This is a genomic window from Desulfobacula sp., assembly GCF_030145145.1.
GTDB lineage: Bacteria > Desulfobacterota > Desulfobacteria > Desulfobacterales > Desulfobacteraceae > Desulfobacula.
On sequence record NZ_JAQYWD010000038.1, the window covers coordinates 1 to 16,372 of the forward strand.

16 protein-coding genes are annotated in these 16,372 nt (G+C 39.0%); 9 read left to right on the forward strand and 7 right to left on the reverse strand.

The window, feature by feature from the left end; all coding sequences use genetic code 11:
- Positions 1–475, forward strand: a 475-nt coding sequence (locus Q1Q15_RS19495; protein ID WP_300463816.1) for a hypothetical protein, incomplete at its 5' end; no start/stop codon positions are given.
- 199 nt (positions 476–674) lie between these two features.
- Here the strand turns inward: Q1Q15_RS19495 and Q1Q15_RS19500 are convergent.
- The gene (locus Q1Q15_RS19500; protein ID WP_300463819.1) at positions 675–1,343 is read right to left on the reverse strand and encodes a PEP-CTERM sorting domain-containing protein; all 669 of its coding nucleotides are present in this window, start codon (positions 1,341–1,343) and stop codon (positions 675–677) included.
- A 571-nt stretch (positions 1,344–1,914) separates the two neighbouring features.
- On the opposite strand from Q1Q15_RS19500, the gene Q1Q15_RS19505 reads away from it, so the two are divergent.
- The 5 genes from Q1Q15_RS19505 (at position 1,915) to Q1Q15_RS19525 (ending at position 6,651) form a co-directional block, all read left to right on the forward strand.
- Positions 1,915–2,520, forward strand: coding sequence for a tyrosine-type recombinase/integrase (locus Q1Q15_RS19505; protein WP_300463820.1), 606 nt, complete (start codon positions 1,915–1,917; stop codon positions 2,518–2,520).
- Between the two features lie 327 nt (positions 2,521–2,847).
- Positions 2,848–3,399, forward strand: a complete 552-nt coding sequence (locus Q1Q15_RS19510; RefSeq protein WP_300463822.1) for a YfbU family protein — start codon at positions 2,848–2,850, stop codon at positions 3,397–3,399.
- A 735-nt stretch (positions 3,400–4,134) separates the two neighbouring features.
- The gene (locus Q1Q15_RS19515) at positions 4,135–4,494 is read left to right on the forward strand and encodes a hypothetical protein (RefSeq protein WP_300463825.1); all 360 of its coding nucleotides are present in this window, start codon (positions 4,135–4,137) and stop codon (positions 4,492–4,494) included.
- Positions 4,495–4,527: 33 nt separating this feature from the next.
- Complete coding sequence (locus Q1Q15_RS19520) at positions 4,528–5,331, forward strand: DUF2145 domain-containing protein (protein ID WP_300463828.1); 804 nt, start codon at positions 4,528–4,530, stop codon at positions 5,329–5,331.
- Positions 5,332–5,967: 636 nt separating this feature from the next.
- Positions 5,968–6,651: a GAF domain-containing protein gene (locus tag Q1Q15_RS19525; RefSeq protein WP_300463831.1), complete on the forward strand. Its 684-nt coding sequence runs from the start codon at positions 5,968–5,970 to the stop codon at positions 6,649–6,651.
- A gap of 175 nt (positions 6,652–6,826) precedes the next feature.
- Here Q1Q15_RS19525 and Q1Q15_RS19530 read toward each other — a convergent pair whose 3' ends face one another.
- From Q1Q15_RS19530 to Q1Q15_RS19550, 5 genes are all read right to left on the reverse strand, one after another.
- The gene (locus tag Q1Q15_RS19530) at positions 6,827–7,087 is read right to left on the reverse strand and encodes a hypothetical protein (RefSeq protein ID WP_300463834.1); all 261 of its coding nucleotides are present in this window, start codon (positions 7,085–7,087) and stop codon (positions 6,827–6,829) included.
- A 583-nt stretch (positions 7,088–7,670) separates the two neighbouring features.
- On the reverse strand, positions 7,671–8,924 hold the full coding sequence (locus Q1Q15_RS19535) for an outer membrane protein transport protein (protein ID WP_300463836.1): 1,254 nt from the start codon (positions 8,922–8,924) through the stop codon (positions 7,671–7,673).
- 19 nt (positions 8,925–8,943) lie between these two features.
- The gene (locus Q1Q15_RS19540) at positions 8,944–10,188 is read right to left on the reverse strand and encodes an adenylate/guanylate cyclase domain-containing protein (RefSeq protein WP_300463838.1); all 1,245 of its coding nucleotides are present in this window, start codon (positions 10,186–10,188) and stop codon (positions 8,944–8,946) included.
- Positions 10,185–10,784 carry an adenylate/guanylate cyclase domain-containing protein gene (locus Q1Q15_RS19545; protein WP_300463841.1) on the reverse strand — a complete coding sequence of 200 codons (600 nt, stop codon included), beginning with the start codon at positions 10,782–10,784 and terminating at the stop codon, positions 10,185–10,187. Before Q1Q15_RS19545 ends, Q1Q15_RS19540 begins: the two co-directional genes overlap by 4 nt.
- A complete protein-coding gene (locus tag Q1Q15_RS19550; protein WP_300463843.1) occupies positions 10,721–11,431 on the reverse strand; it encodes a hypothetical protein in 711 nt (236 codons plus the stop codon). The genes Q1Q15_RS19545 and Q1Q15_RS19550 overlap by 64 nt, the downstream gene beginning before the upstream one ends.
- 334 nt (positions 11,432–11,765) lie before the next feature.
- On the opposite strand from Q1Q15_RS19550, the gene Q1Q15_RS19555 reads away from it, so the two are divergent.
- A complete protein-coding gene (locus Q1Q15_RS19555) occupies positions 11,766–12,554 on the forward strand; it encodes an MBL fold metallo-hydrolase (RefSeq protein ID WP_300463845.1) in 789 nt (262 codons plus the stop codon).
- 84 nt (positions 12,555–12,638) lie between these two features.
- Here the strand turns inward: Q1Q15_RS19555 and Q1Q15_RS19560 are convergent, their stop codons facing one another.
- Positions 12,639–14,054, reverse strand: a complete 1,416-nt coding sequence (locus Q1Q15_RS19560) for a S8 family serine peptidase (protein ID WP_300463847.1) — start codon at positions 14,052–14,054, stop codon at positions 12,639–12,641.
- A gap of 213 nt (positions 14,055–14,267) precedes the next feature.
- On the opposite strand from Q1Q15_RS19560, the gene Q1Q15_RS19565 reads away from it, so the two are divergent.
- Positions 14,268–15,014 carry a Mut7-C RNAse domain-containing protein gene (locus tag Q1Q15_RS19565; protein WP_300463849.1) on the forward strand — a complete coding sequence of 249 codons (747 nt, stop codon included), beginning with the start codon at positions 14,268–14,270 and terminating at the stop codon, positions 15,012–15,014.
- A 53-nt stretch (positions 15,015–15,067) separates the two neighbouring features.
- Positions 15,068–16,366: a CBS domain-containing protein gene (locus Q1Q15_RS19570; protein WP_300463851.1), complete on the forward strand. Its 1,299-nt coding sequence runs from the start codon at positions 15,068–15,070 to the stop codon at positions 16,364–16,366.
- The last annotated feature ends 6 nt before the right edge of the window (positions 16,367–16,372 follow it).

The window sequence follows — 16,372 nt, forward strand, 5'->3', positions numbered from 1 at the left end:
CAGTAATTATGCCAAGGATGAACTCATAACAGAGAATTATTCAGATGTGGTAAAGCAATGGCGGTATTTGGCCACCCTGGATGGCAGGACATGCCTTGTATGCGGTGCCGATGACCACAGACTTTTTAAACTGAATGAATATAAGCCGGTATTGCCGCAACACTTCAATTGTCGTTGCACATACATTCCAGTTGTTGAAGATTCCATTGCCACAGGGGAAAGGCCAGCAGGAACACATTCTGAAAGGTGGGTAAACCATAGAGACGGCACCAGAAGCCGGAAGTTTACCCCGGATAAAGTCACAACGGGATACACCGGATCATATCAGACATGGTTAAAAGAACAGCTTAAAACAGATCCAGCCTTTGTAAAAAAAGTTCTGGGTAAGAAACGCTTTGAATTATTTAAGGCTGGTAAATTTAATTTGCCTGCCATGGTATCCAATGGACACATAAAAAAACTGTCTGATTTATAAAGTTATCCCATACCTCAAAACCCAATGCCCATGAAGGGAGTTAACAGCTTGTAACTTTTTATATATATAAATTACTGCGGTAGAATGATTTATGATGGAGTTTTTTACTCATATTTTTTAATTAGGGGAGTTGGTATAAAAAAGGCAGGAACTAAATCAATAGACCTGCCTTTCAAGATGATTCTATGACAAACTGATATTATTTCTTTCTTCTGCTAACTCCTGCAAGTCCTAAAAGGCCAATGCCAAAGAGGAACATTGTAGCTGGTTCGGGAACATCAGAACCTGGTCCCGGGCCTGAGCCATCATCATATTCGAAAATCAAATTATCAAAACTTACTCCCCCCGGGGTAGGGCTAGAAGTACCCTTAAAAATTGCATAAGCAATCCCAGGGAAACTGAGGTTAAGAGTTGCCACATCTACATAAGGTGTTACATTTGGGGGAGTGGGATTGCCTCCAAAAGTTCCTGTCTCTGCTTTCCCTAGAAGAGAGTTACTACTATTATAAACCTCAAGGTAAAATGAATCGTCATCTCCGCCATCATCACCCCCAGTAATTTGAACATAATTGACAGGCGCATCAAAATCTACTCTAATCAGTCCTAATCCGTCATTTTGTTGGGTAGTTTGAAAGGTGTGTATTATTGAATAAGGGAAAGAAGCATAGGCGGCACCACGAGCATTTTTATCATTCACTATTATTTCACCAGATGGTGTTGAAAAATACTGTCCAGCAACATATTTTCCATTAATATCCTCCCAAGCCACAAGACCTTGATTCTCAAAGTCAATTAAGGTAGCACTTGCAAATTGAGGAGCAATTACTGTTAAAATGGCTCCTAAAAAAAATGCAATGAGTATTTTCATAATATTGTCCTCCTTTGTTAAATAACAGATTTAACATAAATATAATGCAAAAAGTGTTCCAATTTTTCAAAAAGGCAATAGCCATAATTCAATGTATTTTCAGGATTTTAGGGTAATTAAATTCCTATAAAATAAATGTTATATTATTACAAAAAGTAACTATACTATAGGTAATAAATTTCACAAATATAATGAATTGTATTCATGCTTATACATCACAGAGTTGAATGATTTGGTTGAGGGGATTCAGCTTTTATTGGAGTTATAGTAAATTTTGAAAAATTACGGCAAAGGAATCTTTATATATAATTAAATATCTTTCTACTTTTGTCTTGCCCATGCCCATGGAAAAAGCTCCAATCAAGCTCACTCCAATCTACCCTAAAACATAAACACGACAACTATTGTATAATAGTTAGCGAATTTTATATCCAAGAAAATACATCTAAAGCCTTTATTCACAATGGTTTCCAGCATTACAGAAAAATAAGCTCTTGATTTGCACAAAATATCATGCTAAGTTTTAATTTCATACCATTAAAACTTAGCATGATCCAGGGAGGGAAACCACATGACAAACCGCAACCAAAACCACCCGGTAAAAGGCAGCATTATTGCAGTTGAACCGATACGGAAAATAAAAGATGTGAATTTGATTAAGACCATGCTGAAAGATAAGCCCAGGGATTACGCTTTGTTTATTACCGGGATCAATACCAACTTGAGGGCCAGTGATATCTTGAATATCAAAGTCCATCAGGTGCATGGAGCTAAACCAGGCGATGAACTGACCCTGAATGAGATCAAGACAAAGAAGCCAAGGCGTATCACACTGAACAGGGCCACCATTGCCGCCATACAACCCCTTTTAAAACAGATGCAGGCCAATGGTGCCCTTGAACTGGAAGGGCCGCTATTCAGGGGTCAAAGAGGTAACGGCCTGACAGTGCCGTCATTGTCCAGATTGGTGAAGAAGTGGTGCCAGGATGCCAACCTGAAAGGGAATTATGCCAGTCACACATTACGTAAGACCTGGGGATATCATCAGCGGGTGACGTTTGGCGTGGGCCTGCCTGAATTGATGGTATGCTTTAATCATTCAAGCCAACGCCAGACCCTTGATTATTTATGCATTCAGCCGGAAGAGATTAAAAGCGTTTATGAAAATGAATTATAATTGTTGCCAAAGGTGCGAATATTATTCGCACCTTTCATGGAACCGTATTAAAAGTACAGTCTGCTTGCGATCGTTAAGCGGATAAGACCAACCGGTATTCCCCGGTCCTTTATTTCAACACCTTAGTTAGAATGAACCAAGTCTTTACAGAAGGTCTAAACACTGATACTGAATTCATATTCATACCTTATTGTTTCGGATCTACTATTATTTGATTCCATGGGATATCCAAAATAATAAAAGTACCTGTCCAAATACTTTATACTTTGTTCGCTTAAAAGAAGCTTATGGAGGCATAAAAAAATTAACATTTAATGAGGAGATAAAATGCAATTAAGTAATGGAGAAAAGCTCATTTTGATAATGCTTAGTGAAATTTATGAAAAAATGGGTGTTGAAGGGGAATTAGATCCGGGATTTATTCGATCGGCTATTTTTAGTAAAAACGAGTGGGGTTTAGAATGGAAATATAGCGGCATTCCATTTGAAAAAGAAGAAACACCAGCATTAGTTAAAGAAGTTGTTAATATCTTGGACATGTGGTCATTTATTGAAGACTCATACAAGAAAACGTCGAACGATGAGAAAAAGCAAATTAAAGAAGAGGCAGAACCTTTTGGAGAGCATGTAAAGTTCAGTGGTTTTGATGGAAATAATGAATCTGAGTATCTCAATGTAGCTCATTTTTTCATTAATGACTTAAAAAGTTTTCTTTGTTTTGAAGGGAGGGGCCTTAACTCACATTGCCCATCTATTGAAGTTCACAGAAGAATGTATGATGTATTTGAGCCAATGAGAGCAGAAGCGGGTTCTGGACTGCTAAGCTCAAATCAGATAATAGAGATATTAAAGGCAAAGATTCACCCCGACCGACGATAGATTGAATATTGAAATCCAGGGAGTCTTAAAAGGCTCCCATTATATTGTAAAACAAAAATGTATATTAAAATCTGTAATCCTTCTAATTAATACGAATCTATTACTTTTAGCTTTCATTACTTATCGTAACGCTTGATTTAAAGTGGTACATATCGATTTTTAGTCTGATATATATACAAACCACATCAAAGAGAAGCCTATAGCTCTTAAACGGGCTAAAAATGGCCTTGATTTGGATATGATTTTGAATTGGGTTATATCTTGTGGACAAAAAACTTGACTTCTTGTCCACAACGGTGGTACATAGAATTTTAGACATTAACGGAAACAAGCGTCAAACGGGTGTTTCAGGCTTTTGAAATAAGCGGGTGGGACAAATCCTTCCCCCGCTACCAAAACAATTACAAGGGTCTCGGAAATTTTCCAAGACCCTTTTTTTGTTTCTGGATTTAGACTTCCAACCGTACTTCCAACCTTCAGAGTATTTCCAACCAATATCTATACTGTGTGATATTTTATTTCAATTAAGTTGAATGGGTGTTGAATTTTATTGATTTTGCTTTTTCCCAATTGAATAGCTCTTTACACAAATTTGAAACATTGATACTGATTTACAGATCAAATTTTTTAATTGTTGCATGTCGGATAACATTAAAAATTATATGATATCCAGATCTGCACAATATGAAGAATAGGCTTCTAAAATACAATTTAATTCACCAAAGGAGATTCTTTATGAAAAAAATCAAGATTTTGATCATTTCTGGCGTATTGGTTTTGGCAATAAACGGTATTGCATTTTCAGGGGACACCCACAGTGGAAAAGCCATAGAACAAGCTGGCAAAGCTGGTTCTCATGGCAGTGCAAGCGCAGCACATGCAATTGTGGGTTCCGGCCAAGTCACCTCTGCTGCCTCTGCTGTACCCTTATCGGTTGCAGGTTCTGTTGGTGCTGTGAGTACAGAAGTTGCCAATGAATTGATGGATGCTGCTACTGCTCCCATTGGGACTCCTTTAGAAATTACAGATGAATCTGTTACAGCAGGACCTCCACCCAATGAAGTATTGAAGACAAACAAAAAAACTGATTTATAGGAATTATTACACCCAACCAAAACCGGAGACACCATGAAATATTTGAAAAAAAATACTATTTTTGCAATTTTTATTGCGATCCAGCTATTTTCTGTAGCCCCTCTCCATGCAGGCAGCAGCCAAGCTGGTGGTGAAATACATTTTGAACCAGAAGTTATCATCAAGTTTGCAAAAAAAGTTGAGAAGACTTTGGCCCAAAAAGGCGCAAGGATTGCTATTATTGCGAGAGTTGGTCAGTCCAGAGAAAATCTGCCAGAAGGAATAAACTTTACCCATGCTGCCTTTATAGTATATTCTCAAATAACCACGAATGACGGTAGAAAAATTCCTGGATATGCCATATATAATCTCTATCAAAGAGCTAAAGAACCGAATGTAAGTGACCTGATACAGGATTACCCGGTGGATTTCTTTGCCGGAGTTAAGACACTGGAAGCGGGGCTTATAATTCCGACACCCCTACTGCAAAAAAGATTATTGGAAGTGTTGGCATCGCCAACATACAAAGAGCTGCATAATCCCAATTATTCAGTCCTTGCCAATCCATTCACTCTAGATTTTCAAAACTGTACAGAACACACGCTTGATTTGATAATAGCAGCCATATATCAAACAAATGATATAAAAATTATCAAAGCTAATGAAAAGGCTTATTTTAAGCCGCAAGCAGTAAATGTTAATCCGCTAAAGCTCCTAATAGGTTCAATGTTCTCGGCAGATGTGACAACATCTGATCATCCTGGTTCTCCAGAAACAACGACATTTACAACGATTGGTAATTTCTTAACCCAATATGAAGCGGCATCGGAAATTTTAATTATTACACCTGATCTATAGAGATGTTCCATGTTTGATTTTTGGACTATCGTAGATATCAATGGCTAAACACATAACACCCGCTGCACCAGACCGCTTGGGGCGGCTTTGCCACCCCGAATCCCCTCGGTTGCGCTCGGCGGTCCCTGAGCTTAACCGTTACTCTATATGAACCAAAACCAGCATTCTATACTTTTCTTTACAGATTGGAATTATAAATGACTCAACTTTCGGGGTTGGTCATTTATGCCTGAACCCATCCATTAAAGCTGTGAAAACTGAAAGTTGAGTTATTCTTATTCCTTACTTCAAAATGTCTTGTAACTCGAAAATATAAAAAAATCACATTTAATTTTTTTGCAAGCAATAATAGAGCTCCGTCTGTCAGGAGTCAAATTCAACAAATTTGGGTATACCCCTATGCCACATAGCAATAAGTGGCAAATAGTTTCATAGGAGATTTATTCGATTGATTATTTTGCCATCAACTGTATCGTTGAATATATCTTTACATGCATTTTGTATATTGATAGACTCCTTTTTAAATTGTTTCATGTCGGATAATTCGCCAAATTACATGATGTTTCTGTCAGCAATAATTGGCTAAGCTCAGTATTTTAACCGCGTTATCCTATGGAAAAACCAGGGGAAGCGAACATGGAAAATATGGATACAAACCCGTTCAATCGGAAAACACTTACCGAAGACGTTTTGAAGGAATGGCAGAATCTGCTCAATGAGACGGCTGAGATCCTTGGTGTTCCTGCGGGCCTGATCACGCGCGTTGATGGCAAGGAAATTGAGATCCTCCTTTCAAGTGAGACCGATGGCAACCCGTATCTAGTACCGTGTACTTCACAGTACCCGGATTCCGGCTGGTATTGTGAGCATACCCTGCGGAGCAGGACGGTAAACCTGATTGAAAATGCATTCAATGATCCCCAGTGGAAAGACAATGCAGCCGCAGTCCAACTGCACATGATCTCCTATTTGGGCATGCCCATTGAACGTCCTAACGGAGGACAATTCGGGACGGTATGTTTCATTGACAATAAGCAGAACGCTCATAATGAAATGCATATCAGGCTGGTCAAGCAAATCAAGAGGATGATCGAACTGTCCCTTCGCATTGTTTTAGCCAAAGCGGAGATTGACCAGCGGGATCGGTTGATTAATGACTTGAGTAAGATTTATCCGATCTGCAGTTATTGCAAGAAGGTCCGCGAAGAAACCGGCAAGTGGGTCTCGGTAGAAAAATATGTCAGTGATATTTCTGGCGCCTTGCCCTCACACGGGATCTGTCCGCACTGCTATGAAAGGGAGATCAACCTACTTGACTGACCATAAGTTCTGTTTCCGAGTTATGGGGACACCTTACCTAACCCACCAAGAGTTTCGGTTATGCGTGAGTTATGGGGGTTATGGGGACACCTTACCTAACCCACCAAGAGTTTCGGTTATGGAAACACCTTACCTAACCCACCAAGAGTTTCGGACATGCTACAACCAAAGGGATTCAGCCTCTCAACCGGGTTGGCTGTTTTACAGGGATCACGGCGTGTAAATTCATCATACCGGCATGTGACAGTCGATGACTCTGATCCCCATCCATCCATTTAACACCTTCTGTTTTTTTAACCCAAATCATCAGGCAAAAGTAACCTCTATGTTCTTTACAAAAAGTTGTAAATCCTATCTTGGGGATATCGGAGCGGGAATCATGGTCTTTTGTCTGAGGTCGTTGATCAGCGGACGGTTTGATTTTTTGTTGTGACATTTTTTGTTCCTTAACCAAGCAATTTTCGTTAGGAATGCGCTTTCTGATTTCGTAAAGAGTATAAAAGCCTTTTGTTTTGGGGGGGGTGAAACATTTTGTTCTGTCTGGTCTGCTTATTGCTTAAATATCATCAGGGTCATTTTGTGTTATTTTTTTTGGTAAGACTGTTCGTTTTATTGATTCAAATTGGTGATTTGAAAAAAGGGAATACCGTATGTACATTAATAGAATTAATGATTTTATGAACCAAACCATACAAATTTTTGGTATAACATTCATCCTGTTCCTTTTCTTAGGCTTCTGTGCAGGGTTTTTTCTTGATAGTTCTATGAATGAGGAAATCGCTAAGGTTATATTTTTTATTTCATCGGTATCCTCAGTATGTGTTCTTTTATTTCGTCAAAAACGGAAAATCATAAAAAATGATTAAAATAGTGATTAGAACCCAGATCCCATAATCCGCATTACACAAATGATGGGCTTGGTGATGGACAAAGAGGCCAATTGAGAGAAAAAACGAGTAAAAACATCCTCTGGACGTAACTTGTAAAAGATATATTGTAATTACAAGCCGAAAATCTAATTAGAACATAAATTTCATGCTAATAGATACAACATTCTGGGTGCTATTTTCAAAGATTCCAGTGACTCGTCCGCCTCCTGGATTGGAAGTATCGCCCACTGGATTATTAAAAGGTTGATCGTTGGCAACAATATAACCATATGTGATCCCTATAACAAAAGATTTATAGGTGAAATCAAAACCAGTACAATAAACTTGTGAATCACCATGAAAGACCATTGCATCCAGCGTCTCTGCGGGAACGGGAGATTGATCATAAATATACCCTGCAAAAAGATGAAATTTCTCTGAGAAAGCATATTGTATCCCTAGTCCAAACGTTAAGGTGTTCTCCCAATTTTTTATAACTACAGTATCCCCTAATAAAACGTTATCGCTTCTTGCTATTAATCGGTCCTGGACTGACCATTCAGTCCAATAAGTATCGAATGAAAAATTCCACTTCCGAAATGAATATGATATTCCCATAAAAAGCATGCTGGGAGTAGTAAATTTCATATTTGCAGTGGTATCAGATATCCCCAGCAGGGGAATTTCAGGTTCTAAATTCACAGTCATAGAATTAAATTCATGTTTGATTCTGCTTTTATAAGAAACACCCAAAGAAAAATTGTCTGTAATATCAATGAGGATTCCCGTTGACCATCCTACGCCTGAATCCCTGCCGTCTAATATCGATTCAAATTCTCCAGGAAGCCAACTTTTTTGTTTTATCTCCAGTTCGACTTTTTGAAAAAAAGCGCCGAAGCTTATTGACACTCCTGGAGTGGGGGAAAATACCGCTACCGGTTCCACTCGATATGATTCTATACTGGATTCTATACCGGCAGTTGTAAATCGACCTTCCCAATTATCAGGCCACCGACTGGACTGACCAAAAGGTGAATATATACCAAGACCCATTGAGAATGTATCATTTATTTTACAGGTTGCATATGCATAAGGGATTACATGATTTTCACTATCGGTTTTTGTGATTAAGCCATTTTTGCTGCCCGGTATGTTAGACGTCCCATTACTTACAAATTCTGCGTTTCCGGAAAAAAAATAGGTGAGCCCTGTTTGAACTTGAACGTCTTTTAATTTAAGTATTCCAGATGGATTGTAAAAAATGGCCGATGGATCATCTGCTGCAGCAGTAAATGCGCCACCCAGGGCAAATGCCTTTTGACCCTGGGCATAATTAGCAAATCCATGCCCATATGCATGAATAGGAAATACAATAAAAGAAAAAATCAAGACTACCCATACCATAAGAAACTCCTTTCACAGATTAAATTTTCTGTTTATCAATGGGGTTATACCCACTGACAAAATAAGTTTTTACAAATCCTTTGCCTTTGATTCTTATAGGGCTTCTATCGTTTAAAAAGAACCGTCTTCCTATCATTTCTTTTGTTTCCTGAGAAATTTGGATTTTTCCTATTACGCCGTGTGATTCCATCCGAGAAGCGATATTAACTGTATCTCCCCAAAGGTCATAGATCAATCCGTTTTTGCCAATCAATCCTGCGACCACTGGACCGGAGTTGATACCTATTCTTAAATCTAATCCTTCATAGTTTTTGATGATTTGCATGAACTCCAATGCAATTTTGGTGATGATGACGGCATGATTTTCTGTGATTTTGGGAACCCCGGCGACTACCATATATAAATCGCGAATGGTTTTTATTCTTTCAATTTGGAAATTTTCAGTTTTTTCATCGAATTTTGAAAAAATGTCATCTAAAATAGAGATTGCCTTACCATGGTTATCATTGTCATATGATTTTTCCAACCCAACAACTTTTACAAACATAACACTACATTCACTGAAGGCTTCTGCAAACGTTTTCCCTTCTTCAGTAATTTTTTTTACAATTTCATCTGGCAGTAAATTTTTTAATAAGATATCCAATTGCTCATTGGATTTGAAAAATTGATTTTCAACTTTGTTTAATTTGTTTACAAATATACAATTTATCAAAATCAGTGAAAAAAGAATTGCCAATGGGGTAAATAAATAGGAAAAAGAATCCGCTTTTTGGCTTGTTATAATGGGTTCAAACTCAATGATTCTAAGTTCAAAAAAAATAAACATGCATAACCCAATGAAAAAATGGATAAAAACATATCGTTTTTTTTCTCCAATTAGAACAAATTGAATGCCGAAGATATACACCAGCAACCAGTGATGGACGCTAATTGGATGAATTTTATGATTTCCTTGGATAAAAATTAAAATAAACGCTATCCAGAAGAGAATAATAATTGATAAAATATGTCCTGCAAGCGTTGGCTTTCCTTTTTTTAAGAGCCATAATATAATTGCTAAAAATGCCAAAATTGCAAGGTTTATTGCTAACAGGGGAAAAACACTATGAAGGATAGCGATGCTTATCCATACGCAGGAAATGAGAAATAAAATAACGACGAATGAATAGAAAAAGAGAGTTAATTTTTCCTTTTCTCTTTTTTTATATAAAAAATCATGAAAGATAAAATTTGATTCAAACTTGGTTTTTTTAATAGTCATTTTAAATTATTAGACAAATCAAACAAATATGTAACAAAATGATTATTATGATTTAAATGCACTTTTTTTTCTAAAAAATTATATTTGGTTTTAAGCAGTTTATATGTATCTTTTGTTATCTGTATTGATCCCGGTATTCCAGTAGACTCCATTTTTGATGCGATATCCACCGCTCCTCCCCAAAGGTCGTACGTAAATTTTTTTTTCCCAATAACCCCTTCGATAAGAGATCCTGAATTAATTCCAATTCTTATAGAAATATTATCGTAGGAATTTATCACAGTTAAAAATTCCAGCGCTAATTGAATGATTACGTCTGCGTGTTTACTATTTGAATTTGGTGAACAGGAAGCGACCATATAGGCGTCTCCTATGGTTTTGATTTTTTGCAAACCAAATTTTTCAGTTAGATCATCAAAGCGACCAAATATTTCATTTAAAAAAGAGATAAGATCACTCGGTGCCATGCTTTCGGATAATTTTGTAAAACAGACAATATCAGCAAATAAGACCGAACAACTTTCATGTTTGTTTATAAAACCTTTTCCTTCATGCCTGATTCGTTCAGCAATGCCTTTTGGGAATATTTTTTCCAATATTTTTTTTGTAAATCATTGGCTTTGGATAACACTATCTCTGTTTCGGTGATACTTTCGACAAATAAACGCGTTATCCCTGCTAAAATTATATATGCAGAAATCAAAACGAAATGCCTTCCTAATAGATGGGTTTCATCGCTTATGGAAAAATAGGGGCGGTGAAATATTATTTGATACTGAACAATAATAAACATAACTGCAACAACAGTCATTAAAAAATATTTCACAAAATAATTTGAATCGGAAAATAAAAAAAAGGACACTGAAATCATGACTAAAAAATAAAACTGGTTGGCATTAACTTCTCTTACGCCAACGCCTTCAACAAATAAAAACATTTGCCACAAAAGAATTAATACCGATATGAATAATAAATATTTTGATAAGATTATGAGATTTTTTTGTAGAAAGTAGAGAACCAAAACGACAAAAGATAAAAGGAAAAGAAGGGAAAAGCCTTGAAAAACAAATCCTTTAATGAGAAAGAAAACTGACCAGTAGAATGTAACCAAGAAGACCATTGCACAAGAAAACAAAATCAGGTGCAGACTTCTTTTCTGTCTATTTATTCTTGGATTAGATATTTTAAGATTATCACCGAAGAACAATTCTATCAGGTTGTTTTTTTTTATAAAGGTTTTCATCTATCTGGCCATGTTGAATATTATACTACTATTTTTTTACCCCTTTTAGATCTTGATTCGTGAGCTGGCTCAAATTTGATAAGTTAACAACTGTGATTGATACGTTAATCATCTTTCTATTAGGCCCCTTTTGATGATAACTAATTGATCCGCAGTGTGATTTATTCTATACTGGAATCCATTTGAAAGTAAAGAACTATTAAAGTTGCAAAACACGGCACAGTCGATTGAGGAAGATGCCTCCAATATCGAAAATATTATGGGAATATTAATTGTCGAAAAAAATTAATATTCCCAACTTATAATGATGCGAAATCGATTCGAAATTTATTAAATGAAAATACAATATTTTGGTTACAACTCTTTTCTAATAAAATCCGGGAAGAGCAAAATTGCAGTTGATCCGGGCCAAAATATGTGGGTTTTTAAATTCAATAGCCTCATACCAAAAGCAGAATGGAATGATATTACACATATTGCTATTACACATGGAGATCCTGACCACTACTGGCAAGCTGATAGGATAACTCTTGCTTCAAATGCAACTTTAATCTTGAACAAAACAATGATCAAACAGTCTGAAAAGTCTCTTAAGCTTTTGAGACCGCGGTCGCATTATCTTAAATTTGATGCCTTTAATGGAACAGTCTTTCCATTGGGAATCGGGGAAACAATAGATTTTAATGATTTCACAGTTCGTGGGATTCCCACTTTGCATGGCACAATAAACATGTCTATTTGGGCCATGAAACTGCAGATTTCACCCGGACCGGGGAAGCGTTTCGGATTCGGTTCAATCGGTTTTGAGATTAGGATTGAAAACAAAATCATTGTTAATTTGGGAGATAGCTTATTCTTAAACGAATGGAAGAATTTAAATCCAGATATTTTAATGATCCCAATAGGGGGTCTGGGGAACAATACCCTTGTTATGGATGCGAATGAGGCTTTAACCGCAATCAAGATAATTGCGCCGAAGATTGTTATTCCCTGCCATTATAATATTCCGTTTTTTTTTAACAAAAGAATGCTCTCTGTTGACGAAGAATTTTTCAAGCTCAAAGTAGAAAGGTTAGGTATTAAATGTAATATTATGCAATCTGGTGATGAATTCGAAATCTAAATGTATTCCCCAATATTCGGGAATATTCGGGGACACTAATATTCGGGAACATCTTACTGAATTCTACCAAAAACTTCGGACAGATTATAAATGCCCCAAGCTTGACCGCATAAACTCGAGGATTTCTTTTTTGCCTGCCTGCGGGTTTTTGGACAGGAAGGCCGCGGTCTGGTTAGCAGCAAATGCCGCTGAAATGGACGTGCCCGCATAAATACCCGGATCGGCTTTGTATCCCACCGGCATGTCGGCAAACCCGGGAAGATAAACGTCCACAAAATCACCATAATTTGTATTTTTCCAGTTTCGGCCGGACGGTGCCAGGGCACCAATGCCGATGACGGATGCATATGCAGCCGGATATACCGGTTTTCCCGTGGGCTCATTGCCGGCCGATGCCACAATGATCAGGCCTTTGGATGCACTATATTCGAGTGTGTCGTTAATAAAATTGCTAGGGGTAGGTGACCCCCAGCTCAGGCTCATCACCCGGGCACCATTTGCTAAAGCAAACTTAATGCCGTTCATCAATGCAACGCTGGAAGTGAACCCGTTATCATCAAATGCCCGGATGGCAATCACCGGATTGTTGCTGTCGTTGGTTTTTGTAACCCCGAACGGTGTGACAGCACCTGCAGCAATAAGGGCCATCTGTGTCCCATGTCCCAATGTATCTGAAATTATAGCGTCCGGGTTTAAGGCATCCTGGCTTGCAAGCAACTGCCCGTCGGGCATGGCACCCGGGGCAAGGCCGGAATCAAGTACGGCAATGGGGACAGCGCCTTCAGCCGGTGGATTGAAATCAAGCTGGGGTGTGGTTTCTGTGTCCGGCACATATCGATGGGGCAGGGCAATGGGATATGCATAATTGGGTTCTGCTGTCTCAATACCGGGGAGGCCTTTGATTTGCCTGACCAATGCGGGAATTTTTGCCTGGTCAGATACTTTTATTCTGTAAATGCCCAGTGTCCGGTTTTCTGAGATCAGGGTTCCCCCCAGTTGTTTTAAAATCTTATTCACCTGTTCGGGGTCTATGTCCGGCTTGAGGCGGATCAGGATTTCTCCTTGGACATACAGGGAACCATCTTCCGGATTACGGGCAATATCCAGGTTTGAAGTTTTTCCAGGGGGTGTGATGGTATCGGTATTGCCGGATTTGAAGATATGGATTGCTGTCAGACGGACACGGGTGCCGCTGGATGTCGGCGCTGATTCCCATTTCAGAACATGATTCAATGGATTTAAAATGGATTCCAGCCCCCGTTGAAGGTCATGGTTCTCAAAATGAGCCGAGATATCCGGATTCAGGTCCGGGTCAATGTAAACCTTAATGTCTGTTTTCTTCGCCAGATCATTCATCAGGACATGAAGTTTTACCTGATCTGCGTGGATGGTGATGCGATTCTGATTCAGGGTCAGTTCATACGCTGAGGCATGGGAGTAGAACACCACCCATAACAGACAGAGAATACTTTTGATGTTGAAGGGCCATTTCATGATCATATTATATCATCAGTTTGTGCCTAAAGGGAACAGGCAATTGATCAGCAATTCTTATTATGGTGACAATCAAACTTCCTTTACTTGTGATCAAAAACAAGGTATTGAAAAACAGGGTCCAGGCAAAAAAAATCTTTGTTTCTAATGGTCACAGATCATCGAATAAAACGGGAATTAAGACTTTCGGGGTGTGTAAGTCGGTGAAAGTTTACTGCTATGAAGATTCTCATCCACTTTGGAAAAGAATTTGATTTTTTCCAGACAAAGGGCAGACAAGACCGGCGACTGGTATATGACGTAAATCGAAATGCCTCTGTCAAGGATATCATTGAGTCCCTTGGGGTGCCCCATACGGAAGTGGGGCATCTTTATTTTAATTACCAGGTGATTGATTTTTCATACATTCCATTTTCTCCGGGAAGAGTGGACGTCAAGGGCATACCGTCACCTTTTGATGTTCGGTCACCATCGGTACTGAGGCCGAAACCGCTCGACAGGTTCCGATTTATTGCAGATGTGAACGTGATCCGGTTAGGACGTCTTTTGATCCTGCTGGGATTTGATGTCCACTATTCTTCCTCCTGTTTGGATCATGAAATTGCCGATATTGCCGAAGCAGAACATCGAATTATCCTGACCCGGGATACCGATCTGCTAAAGCGAAAAAAAATTGATTTTGCCCGGAGAATCATGGCTGATTTACCCTATGAACAGCTGGTTGAAACGGTTTGTTTCTTTGGCTTGGAGCCCATGATTCATTTCTTTTCACGCTGCACAGCGTGTAATGTCCCCCTTGTAACCGTGGCCAAAAGCGAAGTGATGCCCCTTCTGGAACCCAAAACCAAACTATATTTTAATACGTTTTTTCGATGCCCGCAGTGCAAAAACGTCTTTTGGAGAGGGTCTCATTATGATAGTATTCGAAAAAGAATGTCTTCCCTTGGGATTTCAATCAAATCTTGAATACAGATCTGCAAGGATTATATTCAACTTAAGCGTAACGAAAAGAGGGACCTATGAAGATTATCACCACCCATAAAGGATCGGATTTTGATGCATTGGCATCTCTGGTGGCGGCGACCTTGCTTTATCCCGGGGCAAAACCGGTTTTGCCCACATCCATTAATGCAAATTTAAAGGCATTTTTATCCATTCATAAAGATCTTTTTGACCTCTACTCCCCCAATGATATTACACTGGCCCATGTCAAAACCCTGGTGGTGGTGGATACCCATTCCTGGGACCGACTGGAAGGAATGGATTCCTTGAAGGCAAGAAAGGATCTGGAGATTATCATATGGGACCACCATAGTGAAGGGGATATTGAAACCGACCGGAAAACCATCAGAGAAACAGGGGCTACGGTTACCCTGCTGGTGAAAGAAATTGAAAAAAAAAGAAAGCTGATTACCCCGATTCAAGCCACGCTTTTTTTGATGGGATTGTATGAAGATACCGGTAACCTGACATTTCCCTCAACCTTATCCGAGGATGCCCATGCTGCCGGGTTTCTCCTGGACAGAAAAGCAGACCTGAATATCCTGACCACCTTTTTACGGCAGGCTTACGGAAAAAAACAAAAAGATATTCTTTTTGAAATGATACAGAAGGCAGAAAGAAAGGAAGTGTCCGGGTTTTCCATCAGTATTTCCAAAATGGAGATATACGGACGAATCCAGAATCTTGCCATGGTCCTTCAGATGTACAGGGAAATTGTCAATGTGGATGCTGCATTTGGTATTTTCAGGGATGTTGAACGGAACAAATGCATGATCATCGGCCGGAGTAATATCGATGAAATCAATGTCGGCCTGTTAATGCGAAGCATAGGTGGCGGTGGCCATCCGGGTGCGGGATCCGCACTTTTAAAGGCAGCAAACCCGGACGCAATTGAAGATATCCTGATTGAACTCATCTCCGGGAACCAGCATTCGTCGGTCCTGCTGGTAGACATCATGTCCTATCCCGTCGTTACGGTGAATGAGGACACAAAGGTAGAAGAGGTGGCCATGATTTTAAGGGACATGGGGTGCACGGGGATGCCGGTTGTGGATGACGAAGACCATATCGTGGGTGTCGTTTCTCGACGGGATTTCAAGAAAGTGAGAAAATCAAATCATATGCTGTCGCCCATAAAAGCATTTATGAGCCGGAATGTCATCAGTATCCCCCATGATAAAAGCGCCATGGAAGCTGCCCGATTGATGATAAAACATGACGTCGGACGTCTGCCGGTCATGAAAGAGGATAAAATTATCGGGATTATTACCCGGTCAGATGCCATGACGTATTTTTATGATTTGCTGCCGGATTAATCCTTA

Bases quoted from the DNA above. Each gene is read 5' to 3' on its own strand.
- Q1Q15_RS19520 (WP_300463828.1), top strand. From the start codon at position 4,528: ATGAAATATTTGAAAAAAAATACTATTTTTGCAATTTTTATTGCGATC.
- Q1Q15_RS19540 (WP_300463838.1), bottom strand. From the start codon at position 10,188: ATGACTATTAAAAAAACCAAGTTTGAATCAAATTTTATCTTTCATGAT.
- Q1Q15_RS19505 (WP_300463820.1), top strand. From the start codon at position 1,915: ATGACAAACCGCAACCAAAACCACCCGGTAAAAGGCAGCATTATTGCA.
- Q1Q15_RS19530 (WP_300463834.1), bottom strand. From the start codon at position 7,087: ATGTCACAACAAAAAATCAAACCGTCCGCTGATCAACGACCTCAGACA.
- Q1Q15_RS19515 (WP_300463825.1), top strand. From the start codon at position 4,135: ATGAAAAAAATCAAGATTTTGATCATTTCTGGCGTATTGGTTTTGGCA.
- Q1Q15_RS19510 (WP_300463822.1), top strand. From the start codon at position 2,848: ATGCAATTAAGTAATGGAGAAAAGCTCATTTTGATAATGCTTAGTGAA.
- Q1Q15_RS19555 (WP_300463845.1), top strand. From the start codon at position 11,766: ATGAAAATACAATATTTTGGTTACAACTCTTTTCTAATAAAATCCGGG.
- Q1Q15_RS19500 (WP_300463819.1), bottom strand. From the start codon at position 1,343: ATGAAAATACTCATTGCATTTTTTTTAGGAGCCATTTTAACAGTAATT.
- Q1Q15_RS19570 (WP_300463851.1), top strand. From the start codon at position 15,068: ATGAAGATTATCACCACCCATAAAGGATCGGATTTTGATGCATTGGCA.
- Q1Q15_RS19550 (WP_300463843.1), bottom strand. From the start codon at position 11,431: ATGAAAACCTTTATAAAAAAAAACAACCTGATAGAATTGTTCTTCGGT.
- Q1Q15_RS19535 (WP_300463836.1), bottom strand. From the start codon at position 8,924: ATGGTATGGGTAGTCTTGATTTTTTCTTTTATTGTATTTCCTATTCAT.
- Q1Q15_RS19560 (WP_300463847.1), bottom strand. From the start codon at position 14,054: ATGATCATGAAATGGCCCTTCAACATCAAAAGTATTCTCTGTCTGTTA.
- Q1Q15_RS19565 (WP_300463849.1), top strand. From the start codon at position 14,268: ATGAAGATTCTCATCCACTTTGGAAAAGAATTTGATTTTTTCCAGACA.
- Q1Q15_RS19525 (WP_300463831.1), top strand. From the start codon at position 5,968: ATGGAAAATATGGATACAAACCCGTTCAATCGGAAAACACTTACCGAA.